Below are 22302 nucleotides of genomic sequence, written 5' to 3'. Positions count from 1 at the left end.
GACGGGGTGGTCGAGGTCAAGGCCACCAGCGGTGACAACCACCTGGGCGGCGACGACTGGGACAACAAGGTCGTCGAGTGGCTGGTCGAGCGGTTCAAGAACGCCAACGGCGTCGACCTGTCCAAGGACAAGATGGCGCTGCAGCGGCTGCGCGAGGCGGCCGAGAAGGCCAAGATCGAACTGTCGTCCTCCTCGGAGACGCAGATCAACCTGCCCTACATCACCGCCTCGGCCGAGGGCCCGCTGCACCTGGACGAGAAGCTGTCGCGCGCGGAGTTCCAGCGCATGACCGCCGACCTGCTGGAGCGCACCAAGGCGCCCTTCCGGCAGGTGGTGAAGGACGCGGGCATCTCGGTGGGCGACATCGACCAGGTGGTGCTGGTGGGCGGCTCGACGCGCATGCCCGCGGTGACCGAGCTGGTCAAGGAGCTGACCGGCGGCAAGGAGCCGAACAAGGGCGTCAACCCCGACGAGGTCGTGGCGGTGGGCGCGTCGCTGCAGGCCGGTGTGCTCAAGGGCGAGGTGAAGGACGTCCTGCTGCTGGACGTCACGCCGCTGAGCCTGGGCATCGAGACCAAGGGCGGCATCTTCACCAAGATCATCGAGCGGAACACCACCATCCCGACCAAGCGGTCGGAGGTGTTCTCGACCGCCAGCGACAACCAGCCGTCGGTCGGCATCCAGGTGTTCCAGGGCGAGCGTGAGATCGCCGCCTACAACAAGAAGCTCGGCACGTTCACCCTCGACGGGATCCCGCCGGCGCCGAGGGGCGTGCCGCAGATCGAGGTCGCCTTCGACATCGACGCCAACGGCATCGTCCACGTGTCCGCCAAGGACCTGGGCACGGGCAGGGAGCAGTCGGTCACCATCACCGGGGGGTCCGCGCTGCCCAAGGACGACATCGACCGGATGGTCCGGGAGGCCGAGCGGTACGCCGAGGAGGACCGGCGGCGCAAGGAGGAGGCGGAGGTCCGCAACGAGGCCGACACCCTGTCGTACTCGATGGAGAAGTTCCTCAAGGAGAACTCCGAGAAGATCCCCGAGGACGTCAGGAAGGAGGTCGAGGAGGCCGTCGCCGAGGTCAGGAAGAACCTGGAGGGCGACGACGTCGACGCCATCCGTGCCGCCACCCAGCGGCTGGGCCAGGTCGGCCAGAAGATGGGCGCCGCCATCTACGCGCAGGGCCCGCAGGCGGGCGAAGGCGCGTCCGGCGCGTCCGCCGAGTCCGGCGAGGGGGAGGCCCGGCAGGACGACGACGAGGTCGTCGACGCCGAGATCGTGGACGACGACAGGGCCAAGGACGCGCGCTAGGCGGCACCCGATGAGCACGCCCATCGACGACGACACGCCCGTCTACGTCATCTCGGTCGCGGCGCAGCTGTCCGGCCTGCATCCCCAGACGCTGCGCGCCTACGAGCGGATGGGGCTGGTGACGCCGGTGCGCGCGGGCAGCCGCAACCGGCGCTACTCCATGCGCGACATGAGGACGCTGCACGAGATCCAGCGGCTGTCGCGCGACGAGGGCGTCAACCTCGCGGGCGTCCGGCACATCCTCGACCTGCGGCGCGAGACCGAGGCGCTGCGGGCGGAGGTGCGGCGGCTGCGCGAGATGGTCGACCAGCTGGGCAACGAGCTGGAGTCCACCCGCAGCGTGGCCGCCCGCCTGGCCCGGGAGCTGCGCAGGCGGGGAAGGGCGGGGGACGGCGCGCTGGTGCCCGCCTCCACCCGGGCGGACGTCCGGCCGCCGCCCCCGGCCCCGTGAAGTCCCGTGCCGGTCCGCGCCGGCTCAGGCCGCGCGGCCGGCGGGCGTCACCGGGCGGTCCCGGCCGGTCGGGTGCCGGATGAGGAAGGTGCCGCAGCACACCACGACCCCTGACACGATCAGCACCAGGCCGGCGGGGGCGATGCCGAGCGGTGGCGGACGCGTCCGGGCGAGCACGTCGTCGGCGGCGCCCGCCGCCAGCGCGGCCGTGGCCAGGCCGCACCGCAGCACGGCGTGGAAGGCGGTCAGCCCGAGCGTGCGGCAGGCGCCGTCCAGGCTCTCCTGCAGGTAGGTGACCGCGCCGACCAGCGCGCCGGTGGCGGCGGCGCCGAACAGCACCGCGCCGAGGAACGCCCAGGCCGGCGACGCCAGCGCGCCCATCGCGATGATCACCAGGCCCTGTGTCGCCGTGGCCAGCCTGACCTGCCCGACCAGGCCGTGCCGCCCGTACAGGCGGGTGCCGAGCAGGCCGAGGAGCGCACCGACGCCGAACAGCGCCACCAGAGCGCCGAACCCGACGGGCCCGGCGCGCAGCACGTCCCGGACGAACGGTATGCCGACCGAGAACAGCGACCCCAGCCCCAGCGAGACGACCGCCACCGCGGGCAGCACCGCCGCCATCACCGGCATCCGCAGCGCGGCCAGAAGCCCCGCCCCCGGCCGGACGGCGTCGCCGGCGGGCCGCCGTTCGCCGCGGCGCGGCCCGAGGTCGGGCAGGCCGCGCACGGCGACGAACGAGACCAGGTAGGTCACCGCGTCCAGCCAGAACACCGCGACGAAGCGTCCGTGGCCGGTCCAGCCGAGCGAGTCCGACAGGAACAGCAGCGCGCCGAACGCCCCCGCGCCCACCGGGATCATGCCGTAGGACGTCGCCATCGTGATGCCGTTGGCCAGCTGCAACGTCCCGCGGTCGGGTCTTCCGTCGCGGCCCCCGACGATGACGGGGACGGCCGAGTCCCGGGCGGGCAGGAACATCAGGCCGACGACCTCGATGGCGAACGCCCACGCGTACACCCACCACAGCGACGGCACGACGGGCAGGACGAACGCCATGCCCGCGCGGACCAGGTCGGAGGTCATCATCACGCTGCGGCGCCGCCACCTGGTCACCACCCGGGCGGCCAGCGGCGCCCCCAGCGCCGAGGGCAGCAGCCGCAGGACCAGGACGCCGCCGACCGCCGTGGTGGAGCCGCTGAGCTCCAGCACCAGGTACATCAGGGCGAGCGTGCCCATCCAGTCGCCGAACGAGGACACCGTCTGCCCGGCCAGCAGGCGGCGGAAGGCGGGGCGGTTCAGCCGTTCGGCGGTCCCCATGGGATCCCCGAGACGGCGCGTCCGGCGGGCGGGATGTCCACAGCGACCTGCTTCCCCGCCAGCCGCGCGGCATGCTCGAACGGCCCCGCCGCGGCCCCGTAAGCTGCGGGAATGATGTTCCGGCGGCGGCATTCGGCGCGGGGGAGGGTCGCTCTGGTCACCGGCGCGTCGGCGGGCCTGGGCCGGGCGATCGCCGTCGCCCTGGCGCGCGACGGCGCCCGCCTGGTCGTGCACGGCCGCGACGAGCGGCGGCTGGCGGAGACGGCCCGCGCCACCGGCGGCGTCCCGATCACCGCCGACCTGGCCGACCCGGCGCAGGTGCGGCGGCTGGCCGACGAGGCGCTGCGGCGGGCCGGGCGGGTGGACGTCCTGGTGCTCAACGCCGGGGCCGGATGGGCCGGACGGTTCACCGACATGCCGGAGGGCGGCGTCGGCCACCTGCTGGCGGTCGACCTGGCGGCGCCGATCACGCTGACCCGGGCGCTGCTGCCGCAGATGCTGGCGCGGGGCGGCGGGCGGCTGCTGTTCGTCACCTCGATCGCCGGGCGGATGGGGGTGGCGGGCGAGGCCGTCTACGCCGCCGCCAAGGGGGGACTGGACGCCTTCGCCGAGAGCCTGCGCCTGGAGCTGCGCGGCACCGGCGTCACCGTCGGCGTGCTGGTCCCCGGCGTGGTCGACACCGGGTTCTTCGAGCGGCGCGGCGCCCCGTACGCGCGGCGCCGTCCGCGGCCCCTGCCGCCCGAGCACGTCGCCGAGGCCGCCGTGCGGGCCGTCGCCACCGGTTCGGCCGAGGTCCATGTGCCCGGCTGGCTGCGGCTGCCGATCGCCGTCAAAGCCACCGCCCCCGGGCTTTACCGGACCCTCGCGGGCCGATTCGGGGAACGTGTCTGACGGCCTATTTGCCGCGTCGCCGAAAACATTTCCGACACCCTCCGTCTGCTTTTCCAAAGAGGGGGCAGCGATTGGCGGGCGAACGGGCATGACTGCTGCTGAGAGTGACAGGCGGGTGCTTTGTCCGAATCCCGTCGCACCCCGGTCGTGGTGACCGGCCTGGTGGCCTGGCGTGCAACTGGCCTGGTCCTGGTGCCTTGGTCGGCCGGACACCGAAGGGAGGACATGTCCGCGAACGCGCAGGCGTGGGATCCGGCAGCAGGTCCACGGACACTGGACGAATTCGCGCGCCGGGAGAATTTCCCGGTCGCCACGCGATTGCTGCCCGCTCGCCATCGCATGCACCTCCTGGCGGTGTACCGGTACGCCCGCTTCGTCGACGACATCGGGGACCGGGCGCCTCCGCGGGAGCGAAAGGCGCTGCTCGACGAGGTGGAGACGGACCTGCGCCGCCTGTACGAGGGCGGCGCGCCCGAACTGCCGCCGCTCGTCTCGCTGGCCGCGACGGTGCGCGACTGCCGCGTCCCGGCCGAGCCGTTGCGCCGCCTGATCGAGGCCAACCGGCAGGATCAGGTCGTCACCCGGTACGAGACGTTCGACGAGCTGGTGGCCTACTGCGCGCTGTCGGCCGATCCGGTCGGCCGCGTCGTGCTGCACGTCTTCGACGCGGTCACCCCGGACCGGCTCGCCCTGTCCGACCGCGTCTGCACCGCCCTGCAGATCATCGAGCACTGCCAGGACGTCGGCGAGGACTACCGGCGGGGACGGATCTACCTGCCGGAGTCGGACCTGCGCCGGTTCGGCTGCGCCGAGCGGGACCTGACCCGCTCCGCCACCCCGACCCGGCTGCGCGGCGTGATCGCGCTGCAGGCCGCGCGGGCGCGCCGCCTGCTCGACGAGGGCTCGGCGCTGGTCGGCGTGCCGGCCGCCGCCCGGCCCACGGAGCCGGGAGGCGTCGCTTCGGCGCGGCTGCCGGGGTTCGCGCGGCTCGCGGTGGCCGGATACATCGCGGGCGGGCGCGCCGCCCTGGCGGCTCTGCAACACCGCGGCTACGACGTTCTCGCGGATCCGCCGCGTCCCGCGAGAACACGGCTGCTGATCGAGTGGTCACGGATGCTCGGAAGGAGATGACCAGTGGATCCGTCTGACGGCTACCGGTACTGCGAGCAGGTGGTCCGCTCGCGGGCACGGAACTTCTCGTACGGGATCAGGCTGCTGCCACCGCCCAAGCGGCGGGCGTTAAGCGCGGTGTACGCGCTGGCGCGCCGCATCGACGACTTCGGCGACGACGACGCCACGCCCGCCGACAAGCGGCTGGCCGCGCTCGTCGCCACCCGCAAGCAGATCAGCGACCTGGACAGCAGGCCGACCGATCCGGTGTTCGTCGCGATGGCCGACGCGGCGCGGCGCTACCCGATCCCGCTGGAGGCGTTCGCCGAGCTCGTCGACGGCTGCGAGTCCGACGTGCGCGGCGCCGCCTACGAGACCTTCGAGGACCTGCTGGCCTACTGCCGCCGCGTCGCCGGGACGATCGGGCGCCTGTCGCTCGGCGTGTTCGGCGCCACCGACCTGCGGGCCGCCGAGCCGCTGGCCGACGCGCTCGGCGTGGCGCTGCAGCTGACCAACATCCTGCGGGACGTGCGCGAGGACGCCCTGCGCGGCCGCGTCTACCTGCCCGGCGAGGACCTGGCCCGGTTCGGCTGCTCGCTGCAGCGCGACGCGTCCGGCCGGTTCACCGACCCGCCGTCCCGGCTGGTCGCGCTGATGCGCTTCGAGGCGGCGCGGGCCAGCGAGTGGTACGACACCGGTTTCCGGCTGATCCCGATGCTCGACCCGCGCAGCGGCGCGTGCGCCTCGGCGATGGCCGACATCTACCGGCGGCTGCTGGCGCGCATCGCGGCCGACCCGCTCGCCGCGCTGCAGGGCCACGTGTCGCTGCCGCCGTGGGAGAAGGCCGCCGTGGCGCTGCGCTCGCTGTGGATGGTGCGGTGATGGGCGCGGCGGCGGAGGACGCGCACGTCGCCGTCGTGGGCGGCGGCCTGGCCGGGATCAGCGCGGCGCTGGCCCTGCAGGAGGCGGGCCTGCGCACGACGATCTACGAGGCGCGGCCCCGGCTCGGCGGCGCCACCTGCTCGTTCCGGCGCGACGGCCTGACCGTCGACAACGGGCAGCACGTGTTCCTGCGCTGCTGCTCGGCCTACCAGGGGCTGCTGCGCAGGCTGGGCGTGCAGAACCGGGTCCGCGTCCAGGACCGCTTCGACGTCACCGTCCTCACCCCGGACGGCACCGCGGGACGGCTGCGGCGCGCCCGGCTGCCCGGCCCGCTGCACATGCTGCCCGCGCTGGCCGGGTACGGGCTGCTGTCGCCGTCCGACCGGCTGCGCGCCGTCCGCGCGTCGCTGGCCCTGAACCGTCTCGACCCGGGCGACCCCTGGCTCGACCAGCTCGGCATAGGCGCCTGGCTGGCCGCGCACGGCCAACGGCGGTGGCCGCGCGAGGCGCTGTGGGAGCTGTTCGTCACCGCCGCGCTCAACATCCGGCTGGACGAGGCCGCGCTCGGGTCCGCCGCGATGGTGTGCCAGACGGCGCTGCTCGGCCGGGCCGACGCCGCCGACATCGGCGTGGCCGCCGTGCCGCTCGGCGAGCTGCACGGCACGCCCGCGCTGCGGCGCGTGCAGCGCGGCGGCGGGCAGGTGCGGCTGCGGGCGAAGGTCGAGGCGGTGCGGGCCGGGCCGAAGCTGGTGGTGGACGGCACGCCGGTCGCCGCCGACGCCGTCGTGGTGGCCGTGCCGCACCAGGCGGCCGCCGGGATCGTCCCGGACGAGGCGTGCCCCGACCGGACGCGCTGGTCCGGCCTGGGCGCCAGCCCGATCGTCAACGTGCACGTCGTCTACGACACCAGGGTGACGGATCTTCCGTTCGCCGCCGCGGTCGGCTCGCCCGTGCAGTGGGTGTTCGACCGCACCGCCGGGGCCGGCCTGGACCGCGGCCAGTACCTGGCGGTGTCGGTGTCGGCGGCCGACCGGTGGATCGACGTGCCGGCGGCCGAGCTGCGCGCGGTGTTCGTCCCCGCGCTGGAGCGCCTGTTCCCGGCCGCCCGGCGGGCCGGGATCGCCGACTTCTTCGTCACCCGGGAACGCCACGCCACGTTCCGGCAGGGCCCGGGCAGCGGCGCGCTGCGTCCCGCCGCCGAGACCCGGATGCCGGGCGTCTTCCTGGCCGGCGCGTGGACCGACACCGGCTGGCCCGACACGATGGAGGGGGCCGTGCGCAGCGGCCTGACCGCCGCCCGTCTCGTCCGCCGCCACCTGCTCGACCAGCGTCCGCGCGAGGGGGTGGACGCGCGATGACCGGCGTTCCCCTCGCCACCGCCGGCCGCGCGCTGGTCGACGAGGCGATGCGCGCGGCGATCGAACGGCTCGACCCGTGGACCCGCCGCGTCACCGCCTACCACCTCGGCTGGGTCGACGCCGACGGCAGGCCCGTCACCGGGGGCGGCGGCAAGGCGCTGCGGCCGGCGCTGGCGCTGCTGTCGGCCCGCGCCGCCGGCGCGGCGCCCGAGACGGCCCTGCCCGGCGCCGTCGCGGTCGAGCTGGTGCACGCCTTCTCGCTGCTGCACGACGACATCATGGACGGCGACCGCACCCGCCGGCATCGGCCCGCCGCCTGGACCGTCTTCGGCCCGTCCGCCGCCATCCTCGGCGGCGACGCGCTGATGACGATCGCGATCGAGCTGCTGCTGGACGAGGACAGCCCGGCGGCGCAGCGGGCGGCGCGCGTCCTCACCGAGGCCACCCGGCGGCTCATCGCCGGGCAGGCCCGCGACCTGGACTTCGAGTCCCGCGACGACGTCTCGCTCGACGAGTGCCTGGCCATGGTGGCCGACAAGACCGGCGCGCTGCTGGCCTGCTCCTGCGCGATCGGCGCCACGCTCGCCGACGCGCCGCCGGCGCTGGTCGACGCGCTCGACCGGTTCGGCGCCGAGCTCGGCACGGCCTTCCAGCTCGTGGACGACCTGCTGGGCATCTGGGGCAGCCCGGACGCGACCGGCAAGCCCGTCCTGTCGGACCTGCGTGCCCGCAAGAAGTCCCTGCCCGTGGTGGCCGCGCTCGCCGCCGGGACCGCCGAGTCGCGGCGGCTCGCCGAGCTGTACGCGCGCCCGGCGCCGCGGCCCGAGGACGAACTGCGCGAGACGGCCCGGCTGATCGAGGCGGCGGGCGGCCGCGCCTGGGCCGAGGCGCAGGCCGCGCACCGCCTGGAACAGGCCGAGACGCGGCTCGGACGGGCGCGGATGGACGACGGCGTCCGCGCCGAGCTCCGCGACATCGCCCGCTTCGTCACCGCTCGCGACCACTGACCGACCACTCGGGACCACCCGGAACGGATGGCGACATGAGCCCGACCCAAGCGACCACGACACAGAAGACCACGACGCCGGACACCACCCGCACGACGACGGGCGCGCCGCCCGCCGCCGCGCCGCGCACCGAGGACGTGGCGGCCGCCCTGCACCGGGCCCGCGACCACCTGCTGGACCTGCAGTCGCCCGAGGGCTGGTGGAAGGGCGAGCTGCAGACCAACGTCACCATGGACGCCGAGGACCTGCTGCTGCGCGAGTTCCTCGGCGTCCGCACCGCCGACGACACCGCCGAGGCGGCCCGCTGGATCCGCTCCCAGCAGCGCGCCGACGGCACCTGGGCCAACTTCCACGACGGCCCGCCCGACCTGTCCACGACGATCGAGGCGTACGTGGCGCTGCGGCTGGCCGGCGACCCGGTGGACGCCGAGCACATGCGCCGCGCCGCCGCGTACGTGCGCGACGCGGGCGGCATCGAGGCGAGCCGGGTGTTCACCCGCATCTGGCTGGCGCTGTTCGGGCAGTGGTCCTGGGACGACCTGCCGGTCATGCCGCCCGAGATGGTGTTCCTGCCGTCGTGGTTCCCGCTGAACGTCTACGACTGGGCGTGCTGGGCGCGGCAGACGATCGTCCCGCTGACCGTCGTGTGCGCGCTGCGTCCCGTCCGGCCGCTGCCGTTCGACCTGCCGGAGCTGCGCACCGGCCGCCGTCCGCGCCGCGCCAAGGACGCCTGGGGGCACGCGTTCGGCGCGCTGGACCGGGCACTGCACGTCTACCAGAGGCGGCCGGTGCGCACCCTGCGCACCGCCGCGCTGCGCCGCGCCGCCGAGTGGATCGTCGCCCGCCAGGAAGCCGACGGGTCGTGGGGCGGGATCCAGCCGCCGTGGGTGTACTCGCTGATGGCGCTGAACCTGCTCGGCTACGACCTGGAGCACCCCGTCATGCGGCGCGGGCTCGACGGGCTCGACCGGTTCACCGTCCGCGACGAGACGGGCCGCCGCCTGGAGGCGTGCCAGTCCCCGGTGTGGGACACGGTGCTGGCCGTCACCGCCCTGGCCGACGCGGGCCTGCCCGCCGACCATCCCGCGCTGCTGCGCGCCGCCGGCTGGGTGCTGGACGAGGAGGTCAGGGGACCGGGGGACTGGTCGGTGCGGCGGCCGTTCCTGCCGCCCGGCGGCTGGGCCTTCGAGTTCGACAACGACATCTACCCCGACACCGACGACACCGCCGAGGCGATCCTGGCGCTGCGCCGCACCGCCCACCCGGACGCCGGACCGGCGATCAGGCGGGCCGTGCGCTGGCTGACCGGCATGGCCTCGCGCGACGGCGGCTACGGCGCCTTCGACGCCGACAACACCCGCGTGCTGTGCGCCCGCCTGCCGTTCTGCGACTTCGGCGCGGTGATCGACCCGCCGTCGGCCGACGTGACCGCGCACGTCGTCGAGGCGTTGTGCGGGGAGGGCCTGGCCGGGTCGCGGGTGGTGCGGCGGGCGGTGGTGTGGCTGCTCAACGCCCAGGAACCGGACGGCTCCTGGTTCGGACGCTGGGGCGCCAACCACGTCTACGGGACGGGCAGCGTGGTGCCCGCGCTCGTCGCCGCGGGCGTCCGCCGCGACAGACCGGCGATCCGCCGCGCGGTCGCCTGGCTGGAGGCGCACCAGAACCCCGACGGCGGCTGGGGCGAGGACATGCGCTCCTACGACGACCCCGCGTGGATCGGCCGGGGCGTCTCCACCCCGTCCCAGACGGCCTGGGCCCTGCTCGCCCTGCTCGCCGCCGGTGAACGCTCCGCCGCCGTGGACGGCGGCGTCGGCTGGCTCGTCCGGAACCAGCGCGAGGACGGCACCTGGGACGAGGACCACTTCACCGGCACCGGCTTCCCCGGCGACTTCTACATCAACTACCACCTGTACCGGCTGGTGTTCCCGGTGAGCGCCCTGGGCCGCTACCTGGAGGAGGCGATGCCGTGATCCCCGGCGAAGACATGGCACGGCTCGTGGTCTGCGCGGCCCTGGGGATCGAGGCGCGCGCCGTCGCCCGTCCCGGCCTGCGCGTCGTCACGGTCGGCGCCGGACCGCACCGGGCGTACCGGGCCGCCGCGCGGCTGCCGCGCTTCGACGCGCTCGCCGTGACGGGGTTCGCCGGATCGCTGGACCCGCGCGTCCGGCCCGGCAGCCTGTTCGTCGCGACGGAGATCCGCGGCCCGGACGGAACCGTCCCCTGCCCGTCGGCCGAACTGCTCGCCGGGCTGCTGGAACGCGACGGCGCGCCCGTGCACCGCGGCCCGCTGCTGACCAGCGACCACGTCGTGCTGGGCCGCGGCGAGCGCGCCGCGCTCGCCGCCACCGGGGCGCTGGCGGTCGACATGGAGTCCGCCCCGCTGGCCGCCGCGGCGGCGGGCCGGCCCTACGCCGTCGTCCGCGCGATCGTGGACACGCCCGACCGCCCGCTGCTGAGCCCCGCCACCCTCACCGGCGGGCTGGCCGCGCTGCGCCGGCTGCGGACGGTCGGCCCGGCGCTGGCGCGCTGGGGGGCGGCCGTCGGGCCGCGCCGCGTCCTGCTGGCCTCGCCGCGGTCGTTCTGCGCGGGCGTGGAACGCGCCATCGAGATCGTGGAACGCGCGCTGGCCGAGCACGGCCCGCCGGTGTACGTGCGCAAGCAGATCGTCCACAACGTGCACGTGGTGGCGGACCTGCGGCGGCGCGGCGCGGTCTTCGTCGACGACCTCGCCGAGGTGCCCGCCGGAGCCGTCGTGGTCTTCTCCGCGCACGGGGTGGCGCCCGCCGTGCGCGCCCAGGCGGACCGCGCCGGGCTGCGGGTCATCGACGCGACCTGCCCGCTGGTCGCCAAGGTGCACGCCGAGGCACGGCGGTCCGCCGCCCGCGGCGACCTGGTGGCCCTCATCGGCCACGCCGGGCACGAGGAGGTCGAGGGCACCCTCGGCGAGGCGCCCGGCGCCACCGTCCTGGTCGAGACGGCCGAGGACGTGGCGCGGCTGCCCGCCGACCGGCCCGTGTCCTACGTCATGCAGACCACGCTGGCCGTGGAGGAGGCCGAGGAGATCGCCCGCGCCATCACCCGCCGCTTCCCCGACGCCCGGGGGCCGCGCACCGACGACATCTGCTACGCCACGACCAACCGCCAGCGCGCCGTCACCGCCGTCGCCCGCGACGCCGACCTGGTGCTGGTGGTCGGCTCGGCGAACTCGTCCAACTCCCGCCGCCTGGTGGAGGTGGCCGAGCGCGGCGGGACGCCGGCCCTGCTCGTCGACGGGCCCGCGGACGTCCCGCTCGACCGGCTCGCCGCGGCCCGCGTCGTCGGCGTCACCGCGGGCGCCTCGGCGCCGCCGGCGATGGTGGGCGCGGTCGTGGACGCCCTGCGCGGCCTGGGCCCCGTCGAGGTGGAGGAGCACGCCGTGACCGTCGAGACCACCGAGTTCACCCTGCCCAAGGAGGTGCGGCCCTGATGGGCATGCCGCTCCGCCAGACCCTGCGCATCGGCTCCCACATCCTGCGCAACAAAATCCGCGGCCGGGACAGGTTCCCGCTGCTGCTCGAACTGGAGCCGCTGTTCGCCTGCAACCTGGCCTGCGCCGGGTGCGGGAAGATCCAGCATCCGGCCGACGTGCTGAAACGGCGCATGCCCGTCGAGCAGGCCGTCGCCGCCGTCCAGGAGTGCGGCGCGCCGATCGTGTCCATCGCGGGCGGCGAGCCGCTGATGCACCCGCAGATCGGCGAGATGGTCGAGGAACTGGTGCGGCTGCGCAGGTACGTGTTCCTGTGCACCAACGCGCTGCTGATCCCCAGGAAGATCGACCAGTTCCGGCCGTCGCCCTACTTCGCGTGGGCCGTGCACATCGACGGGCTGCGCGACCGCCACGACGAGTCGGTCTGCAAGGACGGCGTGTTCGACGAGGCGGTCGCCGCCGTCCGCGAATGCCGCCGCCGGGGGTTCCGCGTCACGACCAACACCACGTTCTTCAACACCGACACCCCGCGCACCGTCATCGAGGTGCTCGACTACCTCAACGACGAGCTCGGCGTCGACCAGATGATGATCTCGCCGGGCTACGCCTACGAGAAGGCGCCCGACCAGGACCACTTCCTCGGCGTCCGGGAGACCCGGGAGCTGTTCCGCAAGGCGTTCGCCGGGGGCAACCGCAAACGCTGGCGCCTCAACCACTCGCCCCTGTTCCTCGACTTCCTGGAGGGCAAGGTCGACTTTCCGTGCACCGCGTGGGCGATCCCGTCGTACTCGCTGTTCGGCTGGCAGCGCCCCTGCTACCTGATGGCGGACGGCTACGCGCAGACCTACCGGGAACTGCTGGAGGACACCGACTGGGACTCCTACGGCCGGGGCCGCGACCCGCGCTGCGCCAACTGCATGGCCCACTGCGGCTACGAACCCACCGCCGTCTTCACGACCTTGTCGTCGGTGAAACAGTCCCTACGGGCTCTGCGCTCCGCCTAGGGGCGCCCGTTCCGTGGACGGTGCGCAGCAAAACCACCTGACAGCCCATCGCCGCCACGGCGCCGAGCACCGCCCGGCGCGCCCGTACGCCGCCGGGCCGCCCGGGGCCGGAGCCGGCGGCCGTCCTCATGACCGAGGGTGTTGATAGCCTGCGGTTTCCCCGCATCTCGGGCCGAAGCGTGCCCGTCGGCGCCACGTTGATGAGGAACTCATGGGTCATGTCCCGCGGTACGCCAGCAGTCACACCATCGACGTGCCTGACGAGGAGGCGGCCCGGCAGGTCGCCCGGCTGCTGGTGGAGCGCGGTCACTCGGTGGTCCGCATGCCTGCGCCCGGACCGTCCGGCGGACCTCTTTCCGGGAAGGGGTGGCGCAGGGTCCACAGCATTGACGAGGGGCCCTATCCGGACGACGACGAGTCGTGGTGGCGGGCGGTCGAGCAGCAGGCCGTCGCCAAGATCGCCGACGCCTACGGCGGCAGCCACATGACCGGAGTCGCCCACGCCGAGACGTTGCGGAGCTTCGTCGCCGAAGGGGAGACCATCGCCGACCGCACCGTGGAGCAGGTACGCGACCTTCGTCTGGCGGCGCTGTCCGGGGAACCCGCCCGCGCCCCCGCCCCGGTCATCGTCCACGGGCTCGACACACCGGAACCCGTCGGCGACCGGTTCGGCGTGCCGATCGAACTGGACGGTCTCGACGACGTCGACTGGGCCGCACTCGGCCACGCCTACGGTGCGGACGACTCCGTCCCCGCCATCCTGCGCGGGCTCGCGGCCAACGACGAGGGCTGGAAAGAAGCGCAGTTCGAGTATTTCAGCGCCGTGGTCCACCAGGACACCTGCTACGCCACCACCCCGCCGACCATCGGGTTCCTGACGCGGCTCGCGCTCGCCCCCCAGCTGAATCCGCCCTACCGGCTGGAACTGCTGATCGATTTCGTCTACCTGGCGACGATCGACCCCGGCCCGGCGTCCGGCGAACCGGTCGGCGAGGACAGTTCCGACGAGGCGCTCACCTGCCAGGCCGTCATCGACCACCTGCCGCAGGTGCTCTCCCTGTGGCCCGACGGCACGCCGCCGCTCCGGGCCTGGTTGACCGTCCTGGCCGCCCTGGACCCGGCCGCCGCCACCGCCCTGCTCCCCGGAATGCGGGACTTCCGGCGGCGGGTCGAAGGGCCCAGCCCCGCACTGGACCTGGCGTTGGCGCTCCTCACCGGCGACGACGACGCCGCCCTCGACCTCACGGCCGAGGCGGCCGCGCGCGACGAGCGGGTGTCCGACCTGCTGGAGCACCCGCTGCCGTTGCGCGCCCGCCATCTCAAGGTGCTGTTCCACCTGGCCCTGGAGGAACTCGCCCCGAAGACTCGCGGAGGCGGCCACTAGGCTGCGCCGGTGGCCGAAATGATCATCGATGGCAGGGCGCCCCCCGGTGGATCACGGGATGCCGGTCATCTAGACACCGGCCGGCTCCGTCCCCATAGGCCCGGTCTTGTGGGCGGTGACCGGCGCGGACCTGGCCCTGCTCGGCTGCGCGCCCGTGCTGCACGTCCTCCTGGACCGCCCTGCCGCCCTCGGCCCGGCACTGGCCGCCCAGGCCGTCACCGGTGCCGCGACGCTCGGCCTGTACCTGCTGCGGGCGCGAACACGCTGATCGAAGGGATTACTGGATTCCGGCGTCCTTGCACTTGGCGGCGTAGGCGCCTTTGCAGAGGTCTTCCTTCTTGACGAACCCGTCGTCGACGACGCGCTTGACGTTGTTCTTGTCGACCCCGATCGGGGTCAGCAGGACCGACGGGACCTGCCGTTTGCCCTGGGGGTCGTTCACCGTGCCGTTGGTCTCGGCCTTCTCGCCCTTGATGAGCGCGACCGCCAGTTTGGCCGCCGCGTCGGCCTCCTGCTTGACCGGCTTGTAGACCGTCATGCACTGGTTGCCGTCCAGGATGTTCTGCAGCCCCTCCAGGGTGCCGTCCTGGCCGGTCACCGGGACCTTTCCGGCGGCGCGGTTCTTCTTCAGGATCGAGATGGCCGCGTTGCCCACGCCGTCGTTGGCGGCCAGCACGCCGTCGATCTCGCCGTTCTGCTGCGTCCACATCTGCTCGAAGATGGTCGCGGCCTGCTGGGGCTCCCAATCCGGCACCGCCTGCTCGGCGACCTTCTTGTAGGTGGAGACCTTGTCGAGAATGTTGTGGGCGCCCTGCGCGAACAACGTCGCGTTGTTGTCGGTCGGCGCGCCGTTGAGGTAGACGATGTCGGCGTTCTTGTCGCCGAGGCACTTCTGCAGGCCCTTGCCCAGTTCCTCGCCGACCTTGACGTTGTCGAACGAGACGTAGTAGTCGGCGACGCCGCCCAGGGTGAGCCGGTCGTAGTCGATCGTCTTGACGCCCTGCTGCTGCGCCTTGCGCTGCACGGCCGCGGCCGAATTGGAGTCCAGTCCGCTCACGGCCAGGACCGTCACGCCATTGGTGATCATCTGGTCGGCGATGGTCTGGAACCGCTGGGGGTCGCCCTCGGCGTTCTGGATGTCGTACTGCACCCCGGCCGCCTTGAACGCCTGCTCCAGATAGGGCCGGTCGAAGTTCTCCCAGCGGACCGAGGACGTGGTGTCGGGCAGGATCACGCCGACCTTGCCCTGGGCGGCGCCGGAACCGCCCTCGTCGTCACCGGAGTCGCCTCCGCACGCGGTGAGGGTCAGCGCCGCGGCCGCCGACACGGCGGTGAGGCCGAGGACCCCTTTGCCGAGGAACCGCCTGCGGAAACCCGTGCCGCTTTTGTCCAGCGCGGACGCTCGTGTGCGCACGCCAACTCCAAAGGGGGTGGGAAGCCGGGCCGGCACCGACCGCCGGCCGCTGACTTTGGTGAACTGTAGAAATCGCGGTTAATCAGCGTCAAGGACGAATAAGGCCGGATACGGCCATAGTTAATACGGAGTCAGGAGAAAGTGGCTAAGGTGCGGTCATGGATGACTCGCCGGGGTCCCTGGCATCGCTGCGGTCGCGGAATCGGCTGCTGGTCCTGGAGACCGTCCGGCGGCACGGCCGGATCAGCCGGGTCGGCATCGCCCGCGCGACGGGCCTGTCCCGCACGACCGTCTCCAGCCTCGTCGCCGACCTGCTGGCCGAGGGCGTGCTGAGCGAGGCGGCCGCGTCCGCGCCGCCCTCCGCCTCACGGGGCGGCCGTCCCGCCACCCCGCTGTCGCTCAACCCCGAGGGCGGCGGCGTGCTCGGCGTCCATCTGCGGCACACCGACATCCGCGTGCTGCTGGCCGACCTGTCCGGAGGCGTTCTCGGCGAGCGCCATCGCGGGCTCGACGTCGACCACCAGCCCGGCCGGGCGCTGGACTTCGTCGCCGAGACCGCCCTCGACCTGGTCGCGACCGAGGGCCGGGGCATCGGCCGCGTCTTCGGCATGGGCGTGGCGGTGTCGGCGCCCGTCCGGTCGCGGTCGCACACGCTGAGCACCCCGTCCATGCTGGCCGCCTGGACCGACGTCGACATCGCCGCCCGGCTGCGGGAACGCGTCGGGCTCCCGGTGCACGTCGGCAACGACGCGAACCTGGGCGCCCTGGCCGAATGGACGTTCGGGGCGGCGCGCGGCGTCCACGACATGATCTACGTGATGCTGTCGGACGGCGTGGGCGCCGGGCTGATCCTGGACGGGCGGCTCTACGAGGGCGCCACCGGAACCGCGGGCGAACTCGGCCACGTCCCCGTGGTCGACGGCGGGTACGTGTGCCGGTGCGGAAACCGCGGCTGCCTGGAGACCGTCGTGGGCGCCCGCGCGCTGAGCTCGGCGTTCTCCCACATCCGCGGGCCGGACACCACCATCGCCGACCTGGTGGCGCTGCTGGCCGCCGGCGATCCGGGGGCGCGGCGGGTGGTGTCCGACGCGGGCCGCATGATCGGCCAGGCGCTGGCGGGCGTCTGCGCGGTGCTCGAACCCCGCCTCGTGGTGATCGGCGGAGAGGTCGCGGCGGTCGGGCGGCTGCTGCTCGACGGCGTCCGCGACGAGCTGACCCACCGGCTGCCCCCGGCGATCGGCCACGCGGTCGCCGTCACCGCCGGCAGCCTCGGCGACCGCGCCGAGGCGTTCGGCGCCATCGTCCTGGCCACCCACCAGACCTCCGCCCACCTGCTGAAACCCTGACGCGCGCCGGGTGCGGAGCGGCCCCGGGCGGGAAGGGTGAGCCGTGAGGTCCGAGTCCGGCAGGACGGCCCACGCGGACCGGCCACGGCGGGGACGGTGATGTCGCGATGCACGTCTCGATCATGCTCTTCACCCGTGACCTGCGGGTTCGGGACAATCCCGCGCTGGCGGCGGCGTGCCGGGCCGAGCGGGTGGTGCCGCTGTTCGTGTTCGACGACGCCATCCTCAACGGGCGGTTCGCCGCGCCCAACCGCGTCCGGTTCCTCCTCGACTGCCTCGGCGACCTGCGCGAATCGCTGCGCGGCCACGGCGGCGACCTGGTGGTGCGCCGCGGCGATCCGGTCGCGCACGTCGCCCGGATCGCCGCCGAAACAGGCGCCCGCGCGGTGACGCTCGCCGACGAGCGATCGGCGTTCGGGACGCGGCGGCTGGCGGCGCTGCGGGAACTGCGCCTTGAGGTGTCGGCGCACCCGGGCGTCACGGTGGTGCCGCCAGGGGAACTGGCCCCGTCCAGCGGCGACCACTACCGCGTGTTCAGCCCGTACTGGCGGGCCTGGGAGGCGGCCCGGTGGCGGCCGGTCGCCGACGCTCCGGCGAGGATCCGGCTGCCCGGCGGCGTCGAGCCCGGGACGCTGCCGGAACTGCACGACCTGACGTCCGGTTCGCTGTCACCCCACCTGCCGACGGGAGGCGAGCACGCGGGACGGGACCGCATGGCGGCGTGGCTGCGCAGCGACGCCGCCGCCTACGAGCAGGCCCACGACGACCTGGCCGCCGACCGCACCTCGCGGCTCAGCCCGTACCTGAAGTTCGGGTGCGTCTCGCCCCTGGAGCTGGCCAACGCGACCGGCGGGGCCTACCGGCGGCAACTCGCCTGGCGCGACTTCCACCACCAGGTGGCCGCGGCCTTCCCGGACCTGCCCCGCCGCGACTACCGTCCCCGAGAACGACGCTGGAACCGCGAGCACGACGCCCTCGCCGCCTGGTGCGACGGGACGACCGGTGTCCCCATCGTCGACGCGGGCATGCGCCAGCTGCACCGCGAGGGCTTCATGCACAACCGGGCCCGCCTGATCACCGCGTCGTTCCTCACCAGGAACCTGGCCGTCGACTGGCGGGAGGGCTTGGCCCACTTCGGCGACTGGCTCATCGACGGCGACATCGCCGACAACGCGGGCAACTGGCAATGGGTCGCCGGAACCGGCAACGACACCCGCCCCAACCGCGTCATGAACCCGCTGCGGCAGGCGGCCAGGTATGACCCGACCGGCGCCTACGTCCGCACCCACATACCCGAACTCGCCGCCGTCCCCGCACCGCACATCCACCACCCCTGGACGCTCCCCGCCGAAACGCGCCACCCGCTCGCCTACCCACCCCCCATCGTCGACCTCCCCTGACCCGGCGCGACGCCAAGCGATCACCGGGCAGCGGCCATCGCCGACATGATGCCCTCCTCGCCGACTTGGCTCGGCGGCGACGGCGCACACACGCATGACGACGCGGTAAGAGCCCTCCATCAGCTCGCGCGGGTCGAAGGGATGAGCAGAACGACCAAACCCTGGACCGCCGGCTCGCCCAGCGCCTCAGCCCTGACGCCACGTCCAGGCCCTGCGTCGGCCGTCCAGACAACAAGAGAGGCCGCCCGGTGTGCGCGGCCTCTCTTGTTACGTGACCGGCGCCGACCACGGTGAGGGCAGCAGTCCCGATCGGGTGTCACCCACTGCAGTGATCGGCGAGAAGACGCCCGCGAAGTGAACCGGACCGCTCGCAAATGAGGTGTCATGCCCACCGTCCCGGGACGACCGATCGCCTGCGACGCGCCGGTAGGAGATCAAGATCAGTACTCGACCTCGAACCACGTGGTGCGACCGGTCGCGTTCTGGTCGCTGCCCCAGTCATGGGACAGGTTCTGGACGATGATCAGGCCGCGGCCACCGGTCTCGTCCCACAGGTCGACGTTCCGGACGCGGGGCGCCCTGCCGTTGCCGCTACCGGGATCGGTCACCTCCACGCGCACCGTGCACCACGTGTAGGCGAGCAGGACGCGTATCGAGTCGCCGGGCTGCTGATCAGCGTGAACGACCGAGTTGGCGATCACCTCGTCGGCGCACAGCACGATGTCGTCGATCACCTCGGTGTCGATGTGCGCGGGCTCGGGAAACCGGATCGTCTCCTTGATCCGTGACACGATCCAGCCGCGAGCCGCCTCGGCACTCCGCGGATCCTGTGGAAACCGGCGCTCCCCGAAGACCCTCGTCGCGTTGACCGGTATCGAGTACTCGCCCCGCGTCCGGATGTCCTGGGCACGCCGCCACCACTCCGGAAGACGCCACTCGACCAGCGGATTACTCGCGATCACGCCGACCACCCGTCAAGTGCTGGCGCGTGGTCCGGCCGGCGCCTGGTCGCGACGCGGAGTTGGGCACGGCGCAGTGTCTCGATGATCGCGATCGCCGCCTGCTCGATGTCATCAAGGACATCGATGGGTCGCCGCGGCTTGGCCCACCAGAACCATTCGCGGCCTACGAGAATCTCGACCGATCCCACGTCCGGGACGTCAAGAACAAGGGACGGTCGGCTACCGGTGGGCGCGCGTTCCGTGATCGTGAGCCCGTCGAGAGCCCCGGCGAGCCGCTCACCGAGGGGCCTGAGATACCGCTCAGCCCGATCAAGGTCGGTTGATCGGACGATGGGCTGGGGGACTACTGCTGATCTCATGTGACCTACCCGTCTGGCCGTAGAACGGGGCGGATGGAACTGCTGGGTTTCCCTGCACGTGTTCTGTCGTGCTGGCAGTCTTGGACTGTCTGTTAGCATCCATGTACTCACCGTTAAATGCAAGCTTCTACTTAGAACCTTCTATCGATGGAGGAGGGCAAAGATGGCCAAAGGTAGACATGTCCCGACAGTCGCGAGCGCTCGCTTGGCGCGCGAGCTGAGGAGTCGGAGAGAAGCGGCCGGTTTCAGCCAGGAGACCGTGGCGGAGCGCATGGGATGGGCCGAGAGCAAGCTCTATCGCATCGAGAACGACAAGAGTCGCGTACTGATCAGGGACGTCAAGCGGCTGCTCGACCTGTATGGCGTCACCGGTCAGGAAGAGGAGGCGATCGTCGAGCTGTCGCGTCGCGCTCGCGAACCTGACTGGTGGCACCCGTACTCCGGCGTCATCCCGGAGTGGTTCCAGATGTACGTCGTGCTTGAGTCGACAGCGTCTGAAGTGCACGGATACTGGTCCGAGCTGGTTCCGGGCATGCTGCAAACCGAGCGCTACGCGCGGGCGATCATGTTGACCAACCCGACGCTCGACGTGGACGAAGGCGAGATCGAGCAGACGATCAAGGTCCGGGTCAGTCGACAAGCGCGTCTCAGCGGCGAGAACCCCCTGTCGGTATGGCTGGTCCTCAATGAGGCCGTCATAAGGCGCATCGTGGGCGGTCCCGAGATCATGCATGAGCAAGTAGAACATCTCGTCGCGATGGCACGGACATATCGCAACGTGACCTTGCAACTCCTGCCGTTCGACGCTGGCGAGCATGGCGCGATGCACGGAGCGTTCTCGCTCCTCAAGTTTCCGATGCCCGGCGACCCTGACAAGGTCTACCTGGAGCAACAGATCGGCGGGCTCTACACCCAGAAACCCGCAGAAGTGGCCCGGTACGCCCGAGTCTTCGACCAGTTGCGCGCCAAAGCACTCAGTCCGGAACGGACCCTGCAAATGATGGCCGAGCTAGCAGTAGAGTTGACGTAATGCAAGCACCTCGAGAGTTTGAGAGTGTGGGGAAGATGCATCTGGCCGGTGCCGTATGGCGCAAGAGCACCCGTAGTGGCAACAACGGCGGCGAGTGTGTCGAGGTCGCCGCTCCTACCTCCTCCCTGGTCGGCGTCCGGGACTCCAAGAACCCGGACGGTGGTCACCTGTTGCTCGCGCGTGAGGCGTGGGTAGCCCTCACGAACGCGATCAAGGACGGTCGCCACGATCTGTAGGGCTCTCGTCCCCCAGCCGATCTTCACCCAGCACCCCGAGAGCCCGAGAGTGTGGGACTGATCGTGGCTGCGCTGCCCCGTGGGACTCCCGAAGTGTGCTTCTCGACAGGGGCGAGACGCTGTGATGATCAAGTGGCGCAAGTCCAGTCGTAGTGATACAAGCGGCGGGCAATGTGTGGAGCTCGCGGGCATCGAGGGCAGCGTTGGTGTCCGCGACTCGAAGTCCCGTCCGGGCCCAAGCTCATGCTGACTGCGGACGCGTGGCGCGCGTTGCGTGCGGGCATCGTGGACGGCCGTCACGGCTTGAGCTAGCAGCAGCGGACGAAGGTGACGGAGCCGGGGGCGCCCCGGCCCCGTCGACAGCCCGAGAGCGGCGGGCGGTTACCTGTTGCTCGCGCGTGACGCGTGGGGAGCCCTCACGAACGCGACCAAGGGCGGTCGGCACGACTTGTAGGACCCTGTTCTCCAGGCAATGTGCCCTCGGATACCGCCGTAAGCCCAACTGGTGATCAAGGTGGACATGACTGGCGCCGTGTGGCGCAAGAGCCGCCAAAGCAACAACGGCGGCAACTGTGTTGAGGTTGCCAAGCTCCGCAAGACGATCGGTGTCCGTGATTCCAAGGACCCGGACGCCGGTCACCTGTCGCTCACGCCCGCCGCGTGGGCAGCGTTCACGTTGGCCATCCGGGGTGGTCACCACGACCTTTGGGACTCCCGTCCTGCAGGTCAAGTGCTCTCCTAGCACCTGAGAGTCCGAGAGTGGGGCAAGAGAGTGGGCGAAATGAACCTGAACGGCGCCGTGTGGCGCAAGAGTCGGCGGAGCACCCAGAACGGTAGTTGTGTCGAACTCGCCGCCATGAGCCACGTGATCGCCGTTCGGGACTCGAAGAACCCAGAGGGCGGTCACCTGTTGCTCGTGCGACACGCGTGGACAGAGCTGGCGACCGCGATCAAGGACGGTCGGCACGATCTGTAGACAGACCCTCGTGCCCGTCTTACAAATGAAGCGCAGTGCTTCAGATGCAAGCACCCCCGAGGGTTCGAGAGTGGGGGCAAGATGGACCTGACTGGCACCGTGTGGCGTAAGAGTGCTCGTAGCGGCAACGGCAACAACTGTGTGGAGGTCGCTGCTCCTGTCCCAGGCCTGATCGGTGTCCGGGACTCCAAGAACCCGGACGGTGGTCATCTGTTGCTCGCGCGTGACGCGTGGGCAGTATTCGTGGCGGCCGTCCGGGATGGGCGCCACGACTTGTAAGGCTCTCGCTCTACGCGTCCCGAGAGTTCGACCTGATCGCGGCGGACACGCTGTCCCGTGGAGATTCTCGAAGAAACGCTCCTCGAGAAGATGGAGACGCTGTGATGGCGAAGTGACGCAAG

24 protein-coding genes are annotated in these 22302 nt (G+C 72.3%); 20 read left to right on the top strand and 4 right to left on the bottom strand.

Annotation, left to right across the window (positions count from 1 at the left end):
- Positions 1-1311: Hsp70 family protein (locus ABZ801_RS39590; RefSeq protein WP_360708589.1), on the top strand; the 1311-nt coding region annotated here is incomplete at its 5' end.
- Between the two features lie 10 nt (positions 1312-1321).
- A complete protein-coding gene (locus ABZ801_RS39585) occupies positions 1322-1762 on the top strand; it encodes a helix-turn-helix transcriptional regulator (protein ID WP_360708587.1) in 441 nt (146 codons plus the stop codon).
- A 24-nt stretch (positions 1763-1786) separates the two neighbouring features.
- Here the strand turns inward: ABZ801_RS39585 and ABZ801_RS39580 are convergent, their stop codons facing one another.
- Positions 1787-3076: an MFS transporter gene (locus ABZ801_RS39580; protein ID WP_360708584.1), complete on the bottom strand. Its 1290-nt coding sequence runs from the start codon at positions 3074-3076 to the stop codon at positions 1787-1789.
- Positions 3077-3187: 111 nt separating this feature from the next.
- Here ABZ801_RS39580 and ABZ801_RS39575 point away from each other — a divergent pair, with 111 nt between their 5' ends.
- The 10 genes from ABZ801_RS39575 to ABZ801_RS39530 all read left to right on the top strand — a co-directional run bounded on the left by ABZ801_RS39575 (position 3188) and on the right by ABZ801_RS39530 (position 14446).
- Positions 3188-3967, top strand: coding sequence for an SDR family oxidoreductase (locus ABZ801_RS39575; RefSeq protein WP_360708582.1), 780 nt, complete (start codon positions 3188-3190; stop codon positions 3965-3967).
- Between the two features lie 225 nt (positions 3968-4192).
- Positions 4193-5098 (top strand): squalene synthase HpnC, encoded by a 906-nt coding sequence (gene hpnC / locus ABZ801_RS39570; protein WP_360708580.1) that lies wholly within the window; start codon positions 4193-4195, stop codon positions 5096-5098.
- Between the two features lie 3 nt (positions 5099-5101).
- On the top strand, positions 5102-5959 hold the full coding sequence (gene hpnD, locus ABZ801_RS39565; RefSeq protein WP_360708578.1) for a presqualene diphosphate synthase HpnD: 858 nt from the start codon (positions 5102-5104) through the stop codon (positions 5957-5959).
- Positions 5959-7317 carry a hydroxysqualene dehydroxylase HpnE gene (gene hpnE / locus ABZ801_RS39560; RefSeq protein WP_360708576.1) on the top strand — a complete coding sequence of 453 codons (1359 nt, stop codon included), beginning with the start codon at positions 5959-5961 and terminating at the stop codon, positions 7315-7317. The genes hpnD and hpnE overlap by 1 nt, the downstream gene beginning before the upstream one ends.
- Complete coding sequence (locus tag ABZ801_RS39555) at positions 7314-8324, top strand: polyprenyl synthetase family protein (protein ID WP_360708573.1); 1011 nt, start codon at positions 7314-7316, stop codon at positions 8322-8324. Before hpnE ends, ABZ801_RS39555 begins: the two co-directional genes overlap by 4 nt.
- A 35-nt stretch (positions 8325-8359) precedes the next feature.
- The gene (shc, locus tag ABZ801_RS39550; protein ID WP_360708571.1) at positions 8360-10294 is read left to right on the top strand and encodes a squalene--hopene cyclase; all 1935 of its coding nucleotides are present in this window, start codon (positions 8360-8362) and stop codon (positions 10292-10294) included.
- On the top strand, positions 10291-11790 hold the full coding sequence (gene ispH, locus ABZ801_RS39545) for a 4-hydroxy-3-methylbut-2-enyl diphosphate reductase (protein WP_360708568.1): 1500 nt from the start codon (positions 10291-10293) through the stop codon (positions 11788-11790). The genes shc and ispH overlap by 4 nt, the downstream gene beginning before the upstream one ends.
- On the top strand, positions 11790-12794 hold the full coding sequence (gene hpnH, locus ABZ801_RS39540; RefSeq protein WP_360708565.1) for an adenosyl-hopene transferase HpnH: 1005 nt from the start codon (positions 11790-11792) through the stop codon (positions 12792-12794). Before ispH ends, hpnH begins: the two co-directional genes overlap by 1 nt.
- Positions 12795-13005: 211 nt before the next feature.
- Complete coding sequence (locus ABZ801_RS39535; RefSeq protein WP_360708562.1) at positions 13006-14178, top strand: hypothetical protein; 1173 nt, start codon at positions 13006-13008, stop codon at positions 14176-14178.
- Between the two features lie 115 nt (positions 14179-14293).
- On the top strand, positions 14294-14446 hold the full coding sequence (locus ABZ801_RS39530) for a hypothetical protein (protein WP_360708560.1): 153 nt from the start codon (positions 14294-14296) through the stop codon (positions 14444-14446).
- A 9-nt stretch (positions 14447-14455) separates the two neighbouring features.
- On the opposite strand, the gene ABZ801_RS39525 is transcribed toward ABZ801_RS39530, so the two are convergent.
- Entirely contained in the window at positions 14456-15592 is a 1137-nt protein-coding gene (locus tag ABZ801_RS39525) for a substrate-binding domain-containing protein (RefSeq protein ID WP_360708557.1), read from the bottom strand.
- A 158-nt stretch (positions 15593-15750) separates the two neighbouring features.
- On the opposite strand from ABZ801_RS39525, the gene ABZ801_RS39520 reads away from it, so the two are divergent.
- Complete coding sequence (locus ABZ801_RS39520) at positions 15751-16938, top strand: ROK family transcriptional regulator (RefSeq protein WP_360708554.1); 1188 nt, start codon at positions 15751-15753, stop codon at positions 16936-16938.
- A 107-nt stretch (positions 16939-17045) separates the two neighbouring features.
- Positions 17046-18338, top strand: coding sequence for a deoxyribodipyrimidine photo-lyase (locus ABZ801_RS39515; RefSeq protein ID WP_360708551.1), 1293 nt, complete (start codon positions 17046-17048; stop codon positions 18336-18338).
- A 440-nt stretch (positions 18339-18778) separates the two neighbouring features.
- Here ABZ801_RS39515 and ABZ801_RS39510 read toward each other — a convergent pair whose 3' ends face one another.
- Positions 18779-19300 (bottom strand): ATP-binding protein, encoded by a 522-nt coding sequence (locus ABZ801_RS39510; protein ID WP_360708548.1) that lies wholly within the window; start codon positions 19298-19300, stop codon positions 18779-18781.
- A complete protein-coding gene (locus tag ABZ801_RS39505) occupies positions 19297-19488 on the bottom strand; it encodes a hypothetical protein (RefSeq protein WP_360708546.1) in 192 nt (63 codons plus the stop codon). The genes ABZ801_RS39510 and ABZ801_RS39505 overlap by 4 nt, the downstream gene beginning before the upstream one ends.
- Before the next feature lie 334 nt (positions 19489-19822).
- Between ABZ801_RS39505 and ABZ801_RS39500 the strand changes: the two genes are divergently transcribed.
- The 6 genes from ABZ801_RS39500 to ABZ801_RS39475 all read left to right on the top strand — a co-directional run bounded on the left by ABZ801_RS39500 (position 19823) and on the right by ABZ801_RS39475 (position 22180).
- Positions 19823-20689, top strand: a complete 867-nt coding sequence (locus ABZ801_RS39500) for a helix-turn-helix transcriptional regulator (protein ID WP_360708543.1) — start codon at positions 19823-19825, stop codon at positions 20687-20689.
- 35 nt (positions 20690-20724) lie between these two features.
- Positions 20725-20925 (top strand): DUF397 domain-containing protein, encoded by a 201-nt coding sequence (locus tag ABZ801_RS39495; RefSeq protein ID WP_360708541.1) that lies wholly within the window; start codon positions 20725-20727, stop codon positions 20923-20925.
- 124 nt (positions 20926-21049) lie between these two features.
- Entirely contained in the window at positions 21050-21175 is a 126-nt protein-coding gene (locus ABZ801_RS39490) for a DUF397 domain-containing protein (protein ID WP_360708539.1), read from the top strand.
- Positions 21176-21439: 264 nt separating this feature from the next.
- Complete coding sequence (locus ABZ801_RS39485) at positions 21440-21667, top strand: DUF397 domain-containing protein (RefSeq protein ID WP_360708597.1); 228 nt, start codon at positions 21440-21442, stop codon at positions 21665-21667.
- Positions 21668-21706: 39 nt separating this feature from the next.
- Positions 21707-21901 (top strand): DUF397 domain-containing protein, encoded by a 195-nt coding sequence (locus tag ABZ801_RS39480; protein ID WP_360708536.1) that lies wholly within the window; start codon positions 21707-21709, stop codon positions 21899-21901.
- 81 nt (positions 21902-21982) lie between these two features.
- The gene (locus tag ABZ801_RS39475) at positions 21983-22180 is read left to right on the top strand and encodes a DUF397 domain-containing protein (protein WP_360708533.1); all 198 of its coding nucleotides are present in this window, start codon (positions 21983-21985) and stop codon (positions 22178-22180) included.
- Positions 22181-22302: the final 122 nt, after the last annotated feature.

This window comes from Actinomadura sp. NPDC047616 (assembly GCF_040642915.1).
Classification (GTDB): Bacteria; Actinomycetota; Actinomycetes; order Streptosporangiales; family Streptosporangiaceae; genus Spirillospora; species Spirillospora miaoliensis.
Note: the sequence above shows the minus strand (reverse complement) of the source record. Positions and strands in the feature narration are given on the sequence as shown.